This is a genomic window from Citrobacter sp. Cf136 (assembly GCF_030333815.1).
Lineage (GTDB): Bacteria > Pseudomonadota > Gammaproteobacteria > Enterobacterales > Enterobacteriaceae > Citrobacter > Citrobacter freundii.
Genome location: NZ_JAOWFE010000032.1, coordinates 1,424,131 through 1,439,669 on the forward strand (window position 1 = coordinate 1,424,131; position 15,539 = coordinate 1,439,669).

A 15,539-nucleotide genomic window follows, 5' to 3' on the forward strand; every position below is an offset into this window, starting at 1 on the left:
GATCATAACGATAATGACATCCCTCCTTCCAATTTTGCTATCATATGAATGTACTAATAAGAGGTAAGCAAATGAAAATCTTTATCACTGACAATGAAGGGAATCTCATTCCTGTTGACGGAAAAAGCGTCGTGATCGAATTGAATAGCGGCGGAACTATTGAGATCGCCGAGGAGTACAGTCGGGACGATGTTCCTGAAGGTATTAATCTGTGGGGAGGACGAGAACCTTCCCCTTCACTCTCATTCGAGGAAATTAAAGCTCGAACAGAAGGCCTTGGTGTTTACCCCATTGCAGCCAATGCCCTGCACGTATTCCCGTACAAACTTTCATCAAAAGAATGATTGCATACAGCAGGCGAAGCGTTTTTCTGAAATCAAAGTAAGGCCATTGTTATCATAAATACCTCTGGCCTTGGGGGGAGTCAACTCGCCAATATCTGTTACTTCTGATTGCAGTCCATGCTGGCGCTGCATTATTTCATCACTATATACAGAAAAAATACGCTTTTGAGAGTGATTCCTGAGCATAAGCATTTGAATAATTAATAAATGATTATAATGTTAAGAGCATAAGCGCTCAAGACAGTAAGTACGTGGTCTAAAATATTAATCGTCATCATAATGCTTATGCTTCTTGCGATCACTCATAGACTCTTTAAAAGCATCTGCTTGTGTATTAGCAGCCTGCAGTCGACTCATGTTAGCACTGTAATTATTCCAATATTCTTTTTCTTCGTGATAACAAACATCACGGCTAATTCCCTTCGCTTCGCACTTAGCTAAGCGTTGTTCTTCTGATACGCAACCAGACATCAAAGAAACAGTAGAAAATGCAACCAGTATTATCATTAATTTATTCATATAAATAACCTTAGAATTTCCAGCCGGCGCCGACTACAATACTATTAGCTTGCGCGCCAAAGACCTTAGAACCTTCATAGCCTGCATCAACAGTGAAAGCTGCAATGGGGGTAAACTGAATACCAGCACCATAGGCAAAACCTGTAGAAGTATCAGTTTCACCATTAGCTTTGATCGCACCTCTCCCAATACCCACCATTACATAAGGTTTTATCACATCATTTACTTTATAACTTGCACCGGCTAATGCAGAACCATAACCACGATCTATATCATTATCGTCATTTGCCGAAATAGTTAAGGATGTTATAACGCCTAAATCACTTTCATCTGGGGTATAACCATATTTAGCGTTAAGACCGTTAAGGTTCTGTCCATCTGTCCGGGTATGTACATAACCGCCGGTGACTACGCTTTCTCCTGCATAAACTGTCATAGCAAAACATAATGTAACAGCCACTAAACCCGTTTTTAAACTTAGCATTTTAATAACCATTTTCATCATCAACTAATAGTAAGTTACACACATAATAAGGAGTCATGCTTTGAATTTTATGTCTCAAACATGTCGCCAAGATAAAAACAGAAAGGTAATAAAAAATCAATCGGGAAAAATGTTCTTTTTTGGACATTATTAGCATTCAGAATAATAAATTATCATAGCATGCTGATAAAAATGGACTTAAAATTAGAGTAAAACAACATTAAAACGCCACCACCTTTAATATACTCCCAATATTTTCTTGTTTTTAAAACGACTGTTTTGCATCTAACAATCAATAATATACCAACACCACTCAATTATAGTTAGTTCTCATACCCGGATAGAATTAAATAAATATTGAAAGATATGGATATCTTTTATCAATAAATAGAATTGTAATGACAAATATAAAAATTTAATCTTTAGTGCTATTAAAATGAGTTTAATAGTCTAAGTTACAGGAAAGCACTTTGCAGGTAAAAAAACGGGAACCAATCGGCTCCCATTCTTATACAACCCAGAATCTGGATTACATGTTTTCGATGATCGCGTCACCAAACTCTGAACATTTCAGCAACTTAGCGCCGTCCATCAGACGTTCGAAATCATAGGTTACGGTCCTGGCGTTGATCGCACCTTTCATACCTTTAACAATTAAGTCAGTCGCTTCGGTCCACCCCATGTGGCGCAACATTTCATTGCTAAAATCATAGCAACCATTTGATAAAGTCGAAATTATCATCCTCTCTACTTTCAAATCAGCCAGTAGCTACCATTTTAAACTCATTGATTATCTAAACTTTGGTTTTAGTTTTGGGGAAGAGTTTTCGCCAAGAATCCAAGTTTTTCACGCCAGCGCATTCAACACACTACCACTAATGGCAAGCCTCGATGGTAAAGCTGTTGCTGCCGCAGAGGTCCGATTTGAGCAAAAACCGGATACCCGCATAGCGTGAACAGACATCCGGTATTTTGAAGTGGCAGATTACTTAATCTGCTTACCCGTTTCGTCAATGACCTTCTCGCCATCCTCTTTGGTAAACGCTCCTTTCTGACCTTCCGGTAGAATATCCAACACTATTTCTGAAGGGCGGCAAAGACGAGTGCCAAGCGGCGTAACGACTACCGGCCGATTAATCAGGATCGGATGTTGAAGCATGAAATCAATCAACTGCTCATCACTAAATTTCTCTTCATCAAGACCCAGGTGTTCATAAGGCTCAACATTCTTACGCAGTAATGCACGCACCGTAATTCCCATATCTGAAATAAGTTGAATCAGCTCATCACGGGTCGGTGGCGTATCGAGATAATAAATTATCGTTGGTTCGTTGCCGCTGTTACGGATCATCTCCAGCGTGTTGCGAGAAGTGCCGCAGGCAGGGTTGTGATAGATGGTAATGTTGCTCATATCTGTATCTCATTACAAAGTGATGGAGAGCCGCAACGCCAGCGCGGCCAGAGTGACAAACAGCACGGGCAGAATCATGATAATACCCGTACGGAAGTAATATCCCCAGGTAATCGTTATATTTTTCTGGGCAAGCACATGCAGCCAAAGCAGGGTTGCCAGACTGCCAATCGGGGTGATTTTCGGACCTAAATCGCAGCCAATCACGTTGGCATAAATCATTGCCTCTTTGACGATGCCAGTCGCCGTGCTCCCGTCAATCGCCAGTGCACCAATCAGCACCGTCGGCATATTGTTCATCACCGACGACAGGAACGCGGTCAGGAAGCCGGTGCCGAACGTTGCTGCCCATAACCCCTTTTCTGCCAGTAGGTTCAGCACGTCAGACAGATACTCCGTAAGCCCTGCATTGCGCAGGCCATAGACCACCAGGTACATACCCAACGAAAAAATAACGATCTGCCATGGTGCACCGCGGAGGACTTTTCCGGTGTTGATGGCATGACCTCTTTTCGCCACTATAAACAGTATTGCTGCGCCAGTAGCCGCTATCGCGCTGACCGGGATCCCCTGAGGCTCCAGAACAAAGAAACCGACAAGCAGCAATAACAGGACAATCCAGCCCGCCCTGAACGTTGCCGGATCCTTTATCACACTGGCAGGCGTCTTCAACAGCGAAACGTCATACGTCGCCGGAATGTCCCTGCGAAAGAAGAGATGCAGCATGACCAGAGTGGCCGCAATCGCTGCCACATCTACGGGGATCATAACGGAGGCATACTGCGTAAAGCCCAGACCGAAAAAGTCCGCCGAGACGATATTCACCAGGTTAGAAACAATTAGCGGCAGGCTGGCCGTATCTGCAATAAATCCTGCGGCCATGACAAACGCCAGTGTCGTGCCCTGGCTGAATCCCAGTGCGAGCAGCATCGCAATTACAATCGGCGTCAGGATCAGCGCAGCGCCGTCATTGGCAAACAACGCAGCAACAGCGGCACCAAGCAAGACTATCCAGGTAAACAAAAGGCGGCCACGTCCGTTACCCCAACTGGAGACGTGCAGTGCGGCCCATTCAAAGAAGCCGGACTCATCGAGCAACAGGCTGATGATAATGACCGCAATAAATGCCGCTGTCGCGTTCCAGACGATATTCCAGACAACGGGAATATCTGCGATATGAATGACTCCGGTTCCCAGCGCCAGCGCAGCTCCGATACTCGCGCTCCAGCCAATACTCAGGCCTCTGGGTTGCCAGATAACCAGTACCAGCGTCAGTAAAAATATACTCCCTGCCAAAAACATTTCAGACTCAATTATATATGATTATGTAAATATGTTTTCCTGCCTCAGCAGGAGGTACAAGCCGACTTTGCCAACCATTCCCGCACATACTCCCGAAGGCACAGCCAGGATGTCGTGATTGTCTCAGCGGCCCACGCCGGAATATGAGGTGACAGACGATAGTGGATCCATTTCCCTTCCCGACGATCAATAACAAGCTTTGCCTCGCGCAGGACGGCCATATGGCGTGATATTTTGGGCTGTGATTCGGCGGTAGCTGCACAGATATCGCACACGCACAGTTCTCCGGACTCCCGCAGAAGCATGACAATGGCGAGCCGTGTTTCATCTGACAGAATTTTGAAAAGCTGAACAGGTTGTAGCATTTTTCTCTCCGTTCCCTTTAGAATACACATATGGTAAATCATATGTATTAACTTTGAAATCATCTGCTCTCTCTGGAGGAGAAAAATGGAACAATTTCCTGCCCTGAATACTGCATGCTTTGATCAACACATCGCTGAACGCCTGAACGTGCAGGAGCCACCACGGATTCTGATCCTGTATGGTTCAGTGAGAGAGCGCTCCTACAGCCGCTTTGCCGCGGAGGAAGCCGGTCGCCTGCTGACGGCGATGGGCGCGGAAGTGAAACTGTTTAACCCCTCCGGTTTACCCCTGCCGGATGATGCGCCGGACACGCATCCCAAAGTCACCGAGCTGCGCGGTCTGGTCAGATGGTGTGATGGGATGGTGTGGAGTTCTCCGGAACGGCACGGTGCTATGAGCGCAGTCATGAAGGCGCAGATTGACTGGATACCCTTAAGTGAAGGAGCGATTCGTCCTTCGCAGGGCAAAACACTTGCGGTAATGCAGGTCTGCGGCGGTTCACAGTCCTTCAATGCCGTGAACCAGATGCGTATACTTGGTCGCTGGATGCGGATGTTTACGATCCCCAACCAGTCCTCTGTAGCCAAGGCATGGCAAGAGTTCGACGAAAACGGACGAATGAAACCTTCTTCATGGTATGACCGCATCGTCGATGTAGCCGAGGAGCTGTTTAAAATCACGCTGCTGCTTAAGGGACAAACCAGTTATCTTGCAGATCGTTACAGCGAGCGAAAAGAGAGCCATCAGGAGCTTTCATCCCGTGTCAATCAGGACAAAATATAACGTATGTTCTTCGTGAATCCATACTGCATGAGCTTACCAATGTCCGCTTTGGCAGATTGATTATGCCGGATGATCTCTAAGTGTGAATGGCACGATTATGCGGGCTACTTACAATTGCACATATCAGCAATGAGCCATCGCAGGCAGTAAGTGACGCATCCACAACAAGCAGCCCCCCTGAAGTATTCCTTCCCTGAAATGTGAACGCGATGCCCGCATGAAATAAGTCGCTGCGGGCTGGCTGATTAGTTGCTGATCGAGGGAGATTCGTGTTTCAACATAATCTGCCGCAAGTGAAGGAAAGCCCATGTTTATGCCCTCTCTTGAATACCGGATAAAAACACAGTATAAATACTGTATATTCATCCAGCAAAGAGACGATAAGCAATGTTCGTGGAACTCGTTTATGACAAAAGGAATTTTGATGGTCTGCCCGGTGCAAAAGATATCATTCTGGGCGAATTGACCAAGAGGGTTCACCGAATTTTCCCCGACGCTGATGTCCGGGTTAAACCGATGATGACATTGCCGGCGATCAACACTGACGCCAGCAAGCACGAGAAGGAACAGATAAGCCGTACTGTCCAGGAAATGTTTGAAGAGGCTGATATGTGGCTGGTTTCAGATTAAGTGCGTTCGATTCATCTTCCTTTACCCTATCCCGCTCAACTGTATTCTGCTGCTATACGCAGACAACTGTCACAGCCGGGATTAAGTGCAGCAGTCAGTAATTCATCTGTGTTGAGGCCTGATTAAGCCGTATCGCGGTTAAATAGCCAAGGAACCTTAACTGGAGAAGCATTGATGGAGTGGGTAAACGCGTTGATGAGCCATTTCGCGCTTCATCCTTTCAGCCTGTGGGGCCTGCTTTTTGGAATAGCATTCGCAAAATCTACGTTCCTCATTTCAGCTGTATTACCGCCAGCATCTGTTATGTTGGTTGCTGTAATTTCCGTCGGCAAGGCGACTATTGCGCCATGGGAAGCGGGAATTGCTGTAATGATTGGCGCATGGTGCGGGACAATTGTTAATTATCACCTTGGAATGATGATGGGACATCTACCCTGGCTGGCACGCATCATGTCGCGTCATGCCGATACAGTAGTACGGGTTCGACGCCGGTTGCAAAACAGTTCTGTACCGATACTTTTTACTTCGCGCTTTATTGCCGTGCTGCGTTACATTGTGCCATTAGTTGCTGGAGTGTTGCATCTTCATCCAGTGAAAGTGTATGCAGTCAGTCTGATCTCTGCGGCGACCTGGTCAGCGCTTTATGTCGGAGGCTTTAGTCTCGTTTTGCCTTTTTTTAGCTAAACCAAACATAAATAGACCACAACAAGCCCTGATCCCCCCTGGTACTGGGCGGATAAAAAGACAGGGAAAGAATTTATCAGGCACAAAAAAACGGGAACCAACCGGCTCCCGTTATCATACAACCCAGAATGTGGATTACATGTTTTCGATGATCGCGTCGCCAAACTCTGAACATTTCAGCAGTTTAGCGCCGTCCATCAGACGTTCGAAGTCATAGGTTACGGTTTTCGCGTTGATTGCACCTTCCATACCTTTAACGATAAGGTCAGCCGCTTCAACCCAACCCATGTGGCGCAGCATTACATTGCTAAAATCATAATAATTATTTGATAAAATTGAAATTATCATGTTTTCCACTATCAAAAACTGCCAATAACTACCTTTTACAACTCATTGATTATCAAAACTTTGATTTTAATTTTGGGGAAGAGTTCTCACCAAGAATCCAAGTTATTCACGCCAGCACATTCAACACGCTATCGCTGCTGGCAAACCTCGATGATAAAGCAGTTACTGCCACTGAGGTCCGATTTGAGCGAGAAACGGACATTCATTGGAATATGGACTATTGAGTCACCCCGTTCCAGTAGATATTCACTGTCCTCATGACGAGGCCTTTTCGAAGGCCTCTGGACTGACGCCTCCCTGGTGGCAGCGGCGTCGGGTCCGGTTGTAGAACATTTAGATATTATCAATGTTATCAGGGCCATGCCTGGGGTTTATATATTTGTTTTTGATGCGCTCTTTTTTTAGCAAGCTGAGCTAGGATTCTGCCACGGCATTATCCCAGCAGTTGCCGAGGTGGCTCATGCTGGGTGACTGGAAGACTCCGCCGAACCGCGAAGAGAAGCGGTTCGGCCTTTTGGATGGAGTCTGATGGCTCATTATTCAACGCATGGAGGAGCTAGGACCTTAAGAGTTGAATTGTAATTATACCTTTGGAGCATCTGCTTGAATGCGAAGCAGAGTTGATATTAAGTAAGCATGGTCTAAATTGTCTAGACCATGCTATCCATTAGGGTAACCACCCATTTTTAGTATGCAGAAACTTGTAATTAATACGGTCACCAATTTCAGTTCGTTGATTAAGCTGGAGATCTTGTTGATGCAGAGTTCAACTGTTTACAGTAGTCATATACATTTAAAACGTTATCAGTATTCATCTTAACGACAACCAGTTTCTTTAGAATAATTAAAAAATCTTCATCTTGATATTTATCCACCAGTAATTCCAAAGGTAAAAACACCGTTTGAGTTAGAACTTCCGCCATATTGACTTTTGTGCCTTTACTTATATCATCAATCACAGAGTTGAGTTCACTGAAATATTTGTTTGCTTTAGAAAAATCACTTTTGTCATCTTTCGATACATTAAATCTCAGATTTTTTAATGATTGCAGGACAATTGATGATGGGTTATTCATTATGTTATACCAATTATTCGTCGATATCGATATCTTTATGATGTTTTGACCTGCGAACTCCAGGTCTCGCTTGTCATTTTTGAATGTTATTTTTTTGTGGGTTCTAATGTTTCTTTCATGTTTTAATAGTTGAGTTTGGGAGAAAGCAAATGATAAAGCGAAATCCTTTAAAATTTCCGATTCTGAACCAGAAAAGGAAGCGTGATTTAAATATTTATTCTTATTTTCAATAAATATAAGTTCATTGTTAGTTTTTATTATCAAATCGCTTTCAGGATTATCTTTTTTGGGCGGGGTGTAATTACCAGAGAAAATTTCATAACCATGCTTCCTTTGAATTGAACCAAATAAATTCTCAACAAATAAATCAACATTCAAGCCAATTTTTGAATTTACATCTTTATCGATTGTGTTTCTTATTCTATCTACGAGTGAATTGTAAAAGTTTAGTTTGAAATATCTAAACCCAATCACATAATAATATCCTTGATACCTTATTATAGGGTTCATGGCGAAGATGCTACTGTTTTTAACGAGGTTTCCGATAGATGAGTAATTTCTATTTACACTTTCAGCTTCAACAGAGAATGATTCTAAGATCTTATGGTCACTCTTGATTAAGCTTTGTGTAGGGATTTTAATAATATCGCTATTGCAATTATCTAAGTAATTAAAAAATCTAATCAAATCGTTAATTCTAAATCCAAAACAATTAAAAAATGACTCTTCATTTATGCTCGACTTGATAATATAATTAATGTAATTAATTAACGTCGAAGTTTTTAACGAGTACATAGGGTAGAAGTTAGAATAAAGCACTTGATTTTTTAAGTGTCTAACTATGGTTTCGCCGGAGATGCCTGCAATTGCAAACTTATGTTCTTTTAATTGATAGAGTGATATGAAAGAAATTAGTAATTCAACAGCATATATACATTTTTTCTTATCATTATTCTTATGGCTGGATTGTGATATATTCTTTATTAAAATATTTATGATGTATTTGTAAGGTATTGTTTTTTCAAATCTAAGATTCTTTTTGTCGTCTTCGTAAATGGCAAAGATGAGCTTTAATGCCTCAAATAAATCCAATTTAGAAAGTTTAATCTCAATTTTCTTTATAATTGCATCTTCTTGGTTTTTTCTGAAAACAACCTCTCCATCTATTATATCTATATGTTCCTTCAGTTTTTCATTTATCAACTTTGCCGATGCCACTAGCTCAGGAAGTCTACCAAATCCTGGCATGTTGTATGCGTTCTCATCGCAGCGAGTGGAGTAATTGGATTGGTTAACTAAATTTAAGATATGTAACATTCGAAGAAGGTCTTTCCAAAAATCAACATACAGAAATGATATTATTTTACTTTCTCGATAAATTCCGTAATGAGTAAGTGCATCAGAAAAAGAACAGTAGAATAGAGCTTTTTGCTTTAATAGTTTTTTTTGTAAGAATTCAATTTCTAGTTGACTGGATATTTTTTCGAGCACGATTGAATCCATCTTTTCTTTGTCTTTATTTTCAGAAATGTAAGCTTTGATGTATTCTTGAATGCTGCTTTTGAGTTTCTCTAATGTATATGAGGGCGTGCTTGGGTTGGGTAAATCAAGGGTTCTATAAATCTCTCTCTGGATTACCTCAATGCCTTCTGATTTTTTCTCTGTCAAAAAATTAAAATAATTTTTATTTTCCTCCATTACTTCATTTACCATTCTAACGAATGTGGCGGTATTTCCTTCCATTTTCATTTCCTTTGACAGTTTTAGGTTATAAGTGATAAGGGTATATTTATTTATAATCTACAGCATATAATGAAGGATTTAAAGTTTTTTATTGAATGTGGAAAGTAAAGGTGCATTATCCCGGGCATGGCGCATTATAAGCTAAACTTACACCTGAACCATAAGAAGAAATTTCAAGCGTAAGCAAATACATCGTTAACACTATGTCATAGTATTCTGACGATATCTGTTATTTCAAATATGTAAAATCGCAGTTCAACAATATGCACTGATACAATCTTCGTCTAACTCAACCGCCAATTTTCCTTACAGTGGGCTCACAAGCGGCTTAACTTGCTTGTTTTTATACTTTTTCAGAGCCAGTGTGACCTGTTCTCCGTAAATTAACACAAGCTACTGACAGCAACGTCCGCTTATGGCACGAAGCGGACTAGGTCACTGAGGTGAAGGTCCGCTGTGAGCGGACTAGGTCACTGAGGTGAAGGTCCGCTGTGAGCGAGGAGCAGAAGTTCGTAATCCCTTTAGACAATCCTCCAGGGAGGTTATGATAAAAGATACAGCCATAAAGCATAAAGGGAGTGGACATGACATTGTTTGAGGAATGTAAGGAACTGCTCAAGACAGATTTTAATGTTGTGGAAGGGGATGATTTGAGCGCGATAATGGATATTTTTCATCAATATCCATGGCATAGCGGTAATCTCAGATGGTCGGAAATGGACTTCAGCGATTATGAACTTAGTCATGATATGTTTAACGGGGGCGGTTTAGGCAATGAAACTGTATTTGTCATAGCGGATGATGCGAATGTACCCGTGTTCAGAACCCATCTACAACTCATTGTCGATAATATCTACGACGTCATCGCCATATCACCTAACCTATTTATTTTTAATGATAAAATAATGATTAAACCTTTATTCCCTCATAATTATATACGGTTTGGTCTGCGAAAGTGATGAGCAGAAATACTGACCAGCTCCCCGTTGTTCAACTAAGACTTGTTATTGACAACCTCCGCTAATGGCACATAGCAGCCCTTCAGACGGTAACTCGCCGTCATGGGGTGTCGGGGGTCGGAGGTTCAAATCCTCTCGCGGCGACCAAAAATCCTCTAAGAACCAGCCTGTTACGGCTGGTTTTTTTATGCCTGTTTTCTGAATGGGGAAGCTATGAGGAATAATAGGGGAAAAACCCCGACACAAAACATCGGCTTTACCGTAAAGTTTCAGCTATTCACATAACCGGGCAGTCATTAAACTCCGCGTTCCTGGCATCATTAATAATGTATGTGATCACCCCGAATATACCGGGTGCAGAACTATAACCATCATCATCTACTGGCAGCGCTTCCCTTCTCTCGTTCTCCAGATTAACCAGGTGGGGCTGAGGATGAGTCCGAAATCGCTTGATCCTGAATTCCCCGTCTATCGCGCATATCAGCAGCGAGCCATCACGGGGAGAAAGTAACGCATCAATAACAAGCAGCGCCCCCTGGATTATCCCTTTCCTGAAATGTGAACGCGATGCCCGCATGAAATAAGTCGCTGCGGGCTGACTGATTAGCTGCTGATCGAGGGAGATCCTTGTTTCAACGTAATCTGCCTCAGGTGAAGGGAAGCCCATAGCTACAGCCCTCCGTTTGGATTGAACAACTGAAAAGTACGATTCTCGCCTTCCTGCGTTGATACATCGCGGAATGTTGTCACATACCACTCGATCCATTCGTTGGCCTGCTTCATCGTCCAGTTCCAGTTAACCTTGCTCAGTTCCTGGACAAACCGCTGTGTGGTGACGGTCTTCCGGCCATTTGGTTCCTGCTGTATCGAAGCATACCAGGCTATTTCAATATCGCTACGTCGTGGCATTATTTAACCCCTCTTGAACACCGGATAAAAACACAGTATAAATACTGTATATCCATACAGTAAAGGAGCAATAATCAATGTTCGTGGAACTCGTTTATGACAAAAGGAATTTTGATGGTCTGCCCGGTGCAAAAGATATCATTTTGGGCGAACTGACCAAGAGGGTTCACCGGATCTTCCCCGATGCTGATGTCCGGGTTAAACCGATGATGACACTGCCGGCGATCAACACTGATGCCAGCAAGCATCAGAAGGAACAGATAAGCCGTACTGTTCAGGAAATGTTTGAAGAGGCGGAGTTCTGGTTAGTCAGGGAATAAAGTTATGCCCGTTATGACATGATTTTCAAAAAGTGCTGTAGATAAGTCATTATTCATCTGCTTGAAATTACTTTTACTGCCTTGAAGCCCCAACATCGTATATGTTCGCTGTCTGCTTATAGTTCATACCACTTTTTATCAATCGACACATCTCCCCCGTTCCTCAAGTGTTCTCAATCAATTCTCCCTAGATCTGCCCCTCGTGGCCCTCTTATGATAGTGGACATCATTCAGGCCACTGAAGTTAAGTAAACACTGCTGACTGGTCTACGGGGAACGTAAGGTTTATACTAAATTTCTGTATTTATGAACAAGTAACTGCTTATCTCTGCTACCATACCATGATTCTAGCTAGTTTTTTAAGTTTACAATCTACTCTATAATTGCTTTCTGAATTTAATTTTTATGGGTATAAGATGAAATTTATTTCTGATATTTTGAAAAGGAACAATAATAACTTTGATCTATTGCGCATTTTATGCGCAATTATGGTTATATTTTCTCATAGCTACCTCCTTTCTAATTCTAATGGATTAAAAGACCCATTGGAAACACTTCTTCCATTCACAAACATGGGTTCGGTTGCAGTAAAAATATTCTTTTTTATAAGTGGATTGTTAGTAACAAATAGTTTAATTACAAATAAAAGCACCCTACACTTTTTAATATCAAGATTTTTTAGAATATACCCTGCATTTATTTTTGTTGTCGTATTCGCAGCAATTGTTGTCGGCCCAATCGTCACCAAACTAGATCCTTCAAGTTATTTTTCTGATAAAGCAACGATTCATTACATTAAAGATAATGCTTTATTTCAAATAGCTTTCTTATTACCTGGTGTGTTTGAAAACAACATATATAAATATTCCGTTAATGGTTCCCTGTGGACAATTTATTATGAGGCTGCGTCTTACTTATTTTTGCTTTCATGTTTTATGATTTTTGGATCTGGAAATAAAAAAATATCATCTATACTGTGTATTTTTATAATAGTAACTCCATTAATGGGGTGGAATAAGATTTTATTTATTAATTCAGATAACCCTGATATTTTTTTAATGGCTCCATGTTTCGCTCTCGGTGCATTACTCGCAATTAATAAAGATACAATAAGAGTATCGCCTCATCTCCCACTTGGCATGATTTCTCTATATTTCTTCATTTCAAATGAGCTTGCCAGGCTGATGCTTTTTTATTTTTCCATATGTATTACTATGTTATACTTGGCATCACTGACTTTTATATGCAAATTAAACATAAAATATGATATCTCTTATGGCGTTTACTTATGGGGTTTCTTAATACAACAAGTTGTATATTTTTACATGCCAAACTTGGGATTACACATGAATCAATTTCTCTGTATATCAATAAGCATCGTTATTGGTTTTATTTCTTGTATCTTTATTGAAAGACCAAGCATGAAGATCGGAAAGTCTCTTTCTCATAAATCTCTAAAGGTAAGATACCAGTAACATAACAAGATTATACCTATAACTTTGTCATGGTTATGCAATGTAATCATGACATTACTAAGTAATCTCAGCCTCTGTAAGTAGAAATTTACAGAACAACGACTATCATTGAAAAACAAGCATATTTAAATTATAATTCTATTATCTTAATTCAACATTTTAATTTAATATTACTAGTGTTGTCATTCAACAACATCTGGTTCACTTAAGGTATCGAATTCCGCTAAGGTACAGGATAAAAAAGAGATTAAACACACTTTTCACTCAAAATCTGTCAATCTTTCTGTCATTGTTTTATCGGTTCACTGCTTATTATTCATGTAATCATTATCCTTTCAATCCTGAGTAATTTTTTGATCTTTTCCTCTCTGGCTACCAACTTTTCCATCGACTGCGGAGTCTCCTTCTTTTTCTCGTGCTAGATGTTGTGTTCCGGCATATCCACACGTACGGAAACGAACTGGTCGGAAGGAATATCTATAGGGTCACCACTGGCGTATCTGCCCCTCTCGTTACGTGCAAAAACTGAAACGTCAGGGTGGGAGCTACACCTCTTCCATTTTTATGGCTGGGTATCTTGCTGATTTTGCTGGCGCCCGCGTTCAGCTTTTTCCATCGATTCCCGTTCCTCCCTCTGTTTCTGGTGCCAGATACTGTTTTCCGGCATTTCCACGCGTACGGAAACGAACTGGTCGGAAGGAATATCTATCGGGTCACCACTGGCGTATCCGCCCCGCTCGTTACGTGCAAAAACTGGAGCGTCAGGATGGGTCCGATGATAGGTTTTCACCAAGACTGAACCATCTGCATTTACCTCATAATCCAGCCAGATAAGCGGTTGTTTGTTCCGGTCTGTCGGGACATCAAAACCACCATCAGGCCCTCCCCACCCCGCATCAGCATTCAGACCTGTACATCCGTTTATCAGGTATTCGCCGACCGACAGGCGGGTAACCGTACAGCCCTCTGACTCCGCGTTTGTTTCAGCACGTCCGTCAGAGAACAACCTGACTACGGGTGATGCCGCTTTCAGCGTACCGTCTGCCGCTTTGGTGGTGTTGCCCTCTGAATAGAACTTACCCACAGGCCCCTCTAAAACGCCACTATTGAGCAAGTACCATCGGCGTGTAAATCCCCCACCATCCGCTGACATCAGCAAATGCCCCGCGTCGAATACACCTCCCGATGCACCGTTATAGACACCTACTGAAAAGCCAAGAGCCCAGGACTCGGCACTCACATATAATGTACTGGCTTTAGCTACGCTGTCAGACGGTAGTGTGGCATTCGATTTATACCCGTATGTCCCTAAATCCTGGTATCCAACTGCCGGGACCGTTGTGAAATACACTGGCTGAATACTTCCTGCGGTCACCACATCACCGGTTGCTGTCCCGACATTTTTACCCGCAGCTGTACCCAGTGAAGATTTATCAGCTTTGTCATTCAGTGCGCTCGTGATGCCGCCCCATGCCGGGCCAGTGTATGTCGAACCGTCAGGGAGCCTGACAGTAATGGTTCCTGTCCCGCTGAATAGCTGCTGCCAGTTCTGTCTGTCGTAGTTAAGTCCGCGAAGGGCTTCTGCACTTTGTGCCACCAACGCCGCAGTGACCATATTCAGCGCCGCGCGGGGAACAGCTGACCAGGCCGCGCCAGATTGTGATGGCCCGGTAAAGTTACTGACAAGCGTCAACGCTGTACCGCTTTCCACTGATTTAACCGGGAGCGTATAGGGAATGCCACCTACAGTAACAACAATAAAATCTCCGGCCGCCAGCTCTATGGTGAATGACGTTCCTTCCCCTGATACCGCAGCGGAATTATTCGTCAGGGTTAAGGTTCCTGCTGACATGGATATCTCCTGAATTCAGATAATAAAAAAACCGCCGGAGCGGGTTATTTTTGGTATTTCATTGAGGACAATTCGAACTGGTGAAATTATTTTTATTCACCCATCGCCAGTTAAATGGATAACCGGCTCTGTACTCAGTCTGATTAGCAACTTTTCGCACACCGTAAATCTGCACTGACTGGGGCAGCCCACCAGCCACTAACTCAGCCTGACAAACAGGTTTCTGTTTCTCCAGAACAGGTCCTGAACATGCTGAAAGCACCAGACAGGCAATAACTGGAATAATTATATTTTTCATTTCGACACCAGAGTTAATTATTTAAACAAAAAATAA

General features: G+C 42.3%; 16 protein-coding genes and 7 pseudogenes. 9 read left to right on the forward strand and 14 right to left on the reverse strand.

The genetic code is table 11. The annotated features are described in order from the left end of the window. Positions 1-71: 71 nt before the first annotated feature. Together OGV98_RS11305 and OGV98_RS23640 are read left to right on the forward strand one after the other, a co-directional pair. A complete protein-coding gene (locus OGV98_RS11305) occupies positions 72-344 on the forward strand; it encodes a hypothetical protein (protein ID WP_003030757.1) in 273 nt (90 codons plus the stop codon). A gap of 104 nt (positions 345-448) precedes the next feature. Further along, positions 449-548, forward strand: a pseudogene (locus OGV98_RS23640) (cytochrome b); the annotation flags it as partial. 60 nt (positions 549-608) lie between these two features. Here the strand turns inward: OGV98_RS23640 and OGV98_RS11310 are convergent. From OGV98_RS11310 to OGV98_RS11335, 6 genes and pseudogenes are all read right to left on the reverse strand, one after another. Next, a complete protein-coding gene (locus OGV98_RS11310) occupies positions 609-863 on the reverse strand; it encodes a hypothetical protein (protein ID WP_003846687.1) in 255 nt (84 codons plus the stop codon). A gap of 10 nt (positions 864-873) precedes the next feature. Then, positions 874-1,368 (reverse strand): Ail/Lom family outer membrane beta-barrel protein, encoded by a 495-nt coding sequence (locus OGV98_RS11315; protein ID WP_174500937.1) that lies wholly within the window; start codon positions 1,366-1,368, stop codon positions 874-876. 508 nt (positions 1,369-1,876) lie between these two features. Beyond that, positions 1,877-2,041: pseudogene (locus tag OGV98_RS11320) on the reverse strand (NADP-dependent isocitrate dehydrogenase); the annotation flags it as partial. A 291-nt stretch (positions 2,042-2,332) separates the two neighbouring features. Then, positions 2,333-2,758 carry a glutaredoxin-dependent arsenate reductase gene (gene arsC, locus OGV98_RS11325; protein WP_003030760.1) on the reverse strand — a complete coding sequence of 142 codons (426 nt, stop codon included), beginning with the start codon at positions 2,756-2,758 and terminating at the stop codon, positions 2,333-2,335. A gap of 12 nt (positions 2,759-2,770) precedes the next feature. After that, the gene (locus OGV98_RS11330; RefSeq protein WP_202580535.1) at positions 2,771-4,060 is read right to left on the reverse strand and encodes an arsenic transporter; all 1,290 of its coding nucleotides are present in this window, start codon (positions 4,058-4,060) and stop codon (positions 2,771-2,773) included. A 44-nt stretch (positions 4,061-4,104) separates the two neighbouring features. After that, positions 4,105-4,425: a transcriptional regulator gene (locus OGV98_RS11335; RefSeq protein WP_202580536.1), complete on the reverse strand. Its 321-nt coding sequence runs from the start codon at positions 4,423-4,425 to the stop codon at positions 4,105-4,107. Positions 4,426-4,510: 85 nt separating this feature from the next. Between OGV98_RS11335 and arsH the strand changes: the two genes are divergently transcribed. Next, complete coding sequence (arsH, locus tag OGV98_RS11340; protein WP_008320415.1) at positions 4,511-5,209, forward strand: arsenical resistance protein ArsH; 699 nt, start codon at positions 4,511-4,513, stop codon at positions 5,207-5,209. Positions 5,210-5,321: 112 nt separating this feature from the next. Here arsH and OGV98_RS11345 read toward each other — a convergent pair. Beyond that, positions 5,322-5,518, reverse strand: a pseudogene (locus OGV98_RS11345) (S24/S26 family peptidase); the annotation flags it as partial. A gap of 78 nt (positions 5,519-5,596) precedes the next feature. Between OGV98_RS11345 and OGV98_RS11350 the strand changes: the two are divergent. Both OGV98_RS11350 and OGV98_RS11355 read left to right on the forward strand, forming a co-directional pair. Then, entirely contained in the window at positions 5,597-5,839 is a 243-nt protein-coding gene (locus tag OGV98_RS11350; protein ID WP_003840850.1) for a DinI family protein, read from the forward strand. 174 nt (positions 5,840-6,013) lie between these two features. Beyond that, positions 6,014-6,523 (forward strand): DedA family protein, encoded by a 510-nt coding sequence (locus tag OGV98_RS11355; RefSeq protein WP_202580537.1) that lies wholly within the window; start codon positions 6,014-6,016, stop codon positions 6,521-6,523. Positions 6,524-6,658: 135 nt separating this feature from the next. On the opposite strand, the pseudogene OGV98_RS11360 reads toward OGV98_RS11355, so the two are convergent. The 3 genes and pseudogenes from OGV98_RS11360 to OGV98_RS11370 all read right to left on the reverse strand — a co-directional run. Continuing rightward, positions 6,659-6,832: pseudogene (locus OGV98_RS11360) on the reverse strand (isocitrate/isopropylmalate family dehydrogenase); the annotation flags it as partial. A 294-nt stretch (positions 6,833-7,126) separates the two neighbouring features. Beyond that, positions 7,127-7,342: pseudogene (locus OGV98_RS11365) on the reverse strand (IS3 family transposase); the annotation flags it as partial. Positions 7,343-7,608: 266 nt separating this feature from the next. Then, positions 7,609-9,690 (reverse strand): hypothetical protein, encoded by a 2,082-nt coding sequence (locus OGV98_RS11370; protein WP_279278959.1) that lies wholly within the window; start codon positions 9,688-9,690, stop codon positions 7,609-7,611. A 584-nt stretch (positions 9,691-10,274) separates the two neighbouring features. Between OGV98_RS11370 and OGV98_RS11375 the strand changes: the two genes are divergently transcribed. Beyond that, positions 10,275-10,649 carry a CDI toxin immunity protein gene (locus OGV98_RS11375; RefSeq protein ID WP_016150400.1) on the forward strand — a complete coding sequence of 125 codons (375 nt, stop codon included), beginning with the start codon at positions 10,275-10,277 and terminating at the stop codon, positions 10,647-10,649. A gap of 277 nt (positions 10,650-10,926) precedes the next feature. Here the strand turns inward: OGV98_RS11375 and OGV98_RS11380 are convergent, their stop codons facing one another. Next, positions 10,927-11,316 carry a HumD family translesion DNA polymerase gene (locus OGV98_RS11380; protein WP_213747992.1) on the reverse strand — a complete coding sequence of 130 codons (390 nt, stop codon included), beginning with the start codon at positions 11,314-11,316 and terminating at the stop codon, positions 10,927-10,929. 107 nt (positions 11,317-11,423) lie between these two features. Between OGV98_RS11380 and OGV98_RS11385 the strand changes: the two are divergent. The 3 genes and pseudogenes from OGV98_RS11385 to OGV98_RS11395 form a co-directional block, all read left to right on the forward strand. Next, positions 11,424-11,540: pseudogene (locus tag OGV98_RS11385) on the forward strand (hypothetical protein); the annotation flags it as partial. 95 nt (positions 11,541-11,635) lie between these two features. After that, a complete protein-coding gene (locus tag OGV98_RS11390) occupies positions 11,636-11,878 on the forward strand; it encodes a DinI-like family protein (RefSeq protein ID WP_202580540.1) in 243 nt (80 codons plus the stop codon). Between the two features lie 416 nt (positions 11,879-12,294). Then, positions 12,295-13,353 carry an acyltransferase family protein gene (locus OGV98_RS11395; protein WP_279278960.1) on the forward strand — a complete coding sequence of 353 codons (1,059 nt, stop codon included), beginning with the start codon at positions 12,295-12,297 and terminating at the stop codon, positions 13,351-13,353. A 418-nt stretch (positions 13,354-13,771) separates the two neighbouring features. On the opposite strand, the pseudogene OGV98_RS23645 reads toward OGV98_RS11395, so the two are convergent. From OGV98_RS23645 to cor, 3 genes and pseudogenes are all read right to left on the reverse strand, one after another. Continuing rightward, positions 13,772-13,885, reverse strand: a pseudogene (locus OGV98_RS23645) (phage tail fiber protein); the annotation flags it as partial. A 30-nt stretch (positions 13,886-13,915) separates the two neighbouring features. After that, positions 13,916-15,205 carry a phage tail fiber protein gene (locus OGV98_RS11400; RefSeq protein ID WP_202580542.1) on the reverse strand — a complete coding sequence of 430 codons (1,290 nt, stop codon included), beginning with the start codon at positions 15,203-15,205 and terminating at the stop codon, positions 13,916-13,918. Positions 15,206-15,263: 58 nt separating this feature from the next. Then, positions 15,264-15,503, reverse strand: coding sequence for a phage exclusion lipoprotein Cor (gene cor / locus OGV98_RS11405; RefSeq protein WP_046155137.1), 240 nt, complete (start codon positions 15,501-15,503; stop codon positions 15,264-15,266). Positions 15,504-15,539 lie beyond the last annotated feature (36 nt).

Coding starts and splice junctions, on each gene's coding strand:
- OGV98_RS11350 (WP_003840850.1), top strand. CDS start 5,597: ATGTTCGTGGAACTCGTTTATGACAAAAGGAATTTTGATGGTCTGCCC.
- cor (WP_046155137.1), bottom strand. CDS start 15,503: ATGAAAAATATAATTATTCCAGTTATTGCCTGTCTGGTGCTTTCAGCA.
- OGV98_RS11375 (WP_016150400.1), top strand. CDS start 10,275: ATGACATTGTTTGAGGAATGTAAGGAACTGCTCAAGACAGATTTTAAT.
- OGV98_RS11335 (WP_202580536.1), bottom strand. CDS start 4,425: ATGCTACAACCTGTTCAGCTTTTCAAAATTCTGTCAGATGAAACACGG.
- OGV98_RS11370 (WP_279278959.1), bottom strand. CDS start 9,690: ATGGAAGGAAATACCGCCACATTCGTTAGAATGGTAAATGAAGTAATG.
- OGV98_RS11305 (WP_003030757.1), top strand. CDS start 72: ATGAAAATCTTTATCACTGACAATGAAGGGAATCTCATTCCTGTTGAC.
- OGV98_RS11390 (WP_202580540.1), top strand. CDS start 11,636: ATGTTCGTGGAACTCGTTTATGACAAAAGGAATTTTGATGGTCTGCCC.
- OGV98_RS11380 (WP_213747992.1), bottom strand. CDS start 11,316: ATGGGCTTCCCTTCACCTGAGGCAGATTACGTTGAAACAAGGATCTCC.
- OGV98_RS11395 (WP_279278960.1), top strand. CDS start 12,295: ATGAAATTTATTTCTGATATTTTGAAAAGGAACAATAATAACTTTGAT.
- arsH (WP_008320415.1), top strand. CDS start 4,511: ATGGAACAATTTCCTGCCCTGAATACTGCATGCTTTGATCAACACATC.
- OGV98_RS11310 (WP_003846687.1), bottom strand. CDS start 863: ATGAATAAATTAATGATAATACTGGTTGCATTTTCTACTGTTTCTTTG.
- OGV98_RS11315 (WP_174500937.1), bottom strand. CDS start 1,368: ATGATGAAAATGGTTATTAAAATGCTAAGTTTAAAAACGGGTTTAGTG.
- OGV98_RS11355 (WP_202580537.1), top strand. CDS start 6,014: ATGGAGTGGGTAAACGCGTTGATGAGCCATTTCGCGCTTCATCCTTTC.
- arsC (WP_003030760.1), bottom strand. CDS start 2,758: ATGAGCAACATTACCATCTATCACAACCCTGCCTGCGGCACTTCTCGC.
- OGV98_RS11400 (WP_202580542.1), bottom strand. CDS start 15,205: ATGTCAGCAGGAACCTTAACCCTGACGAATAATTCCGCTGCGGTATCA.
- OGV98_RS11330 (WP_202580535.1), bottom strand. CDS start 4,060: ATGTTTTTGGCAGGGAGTATATTTTTACTGACGCTGGTACTGGTTATC.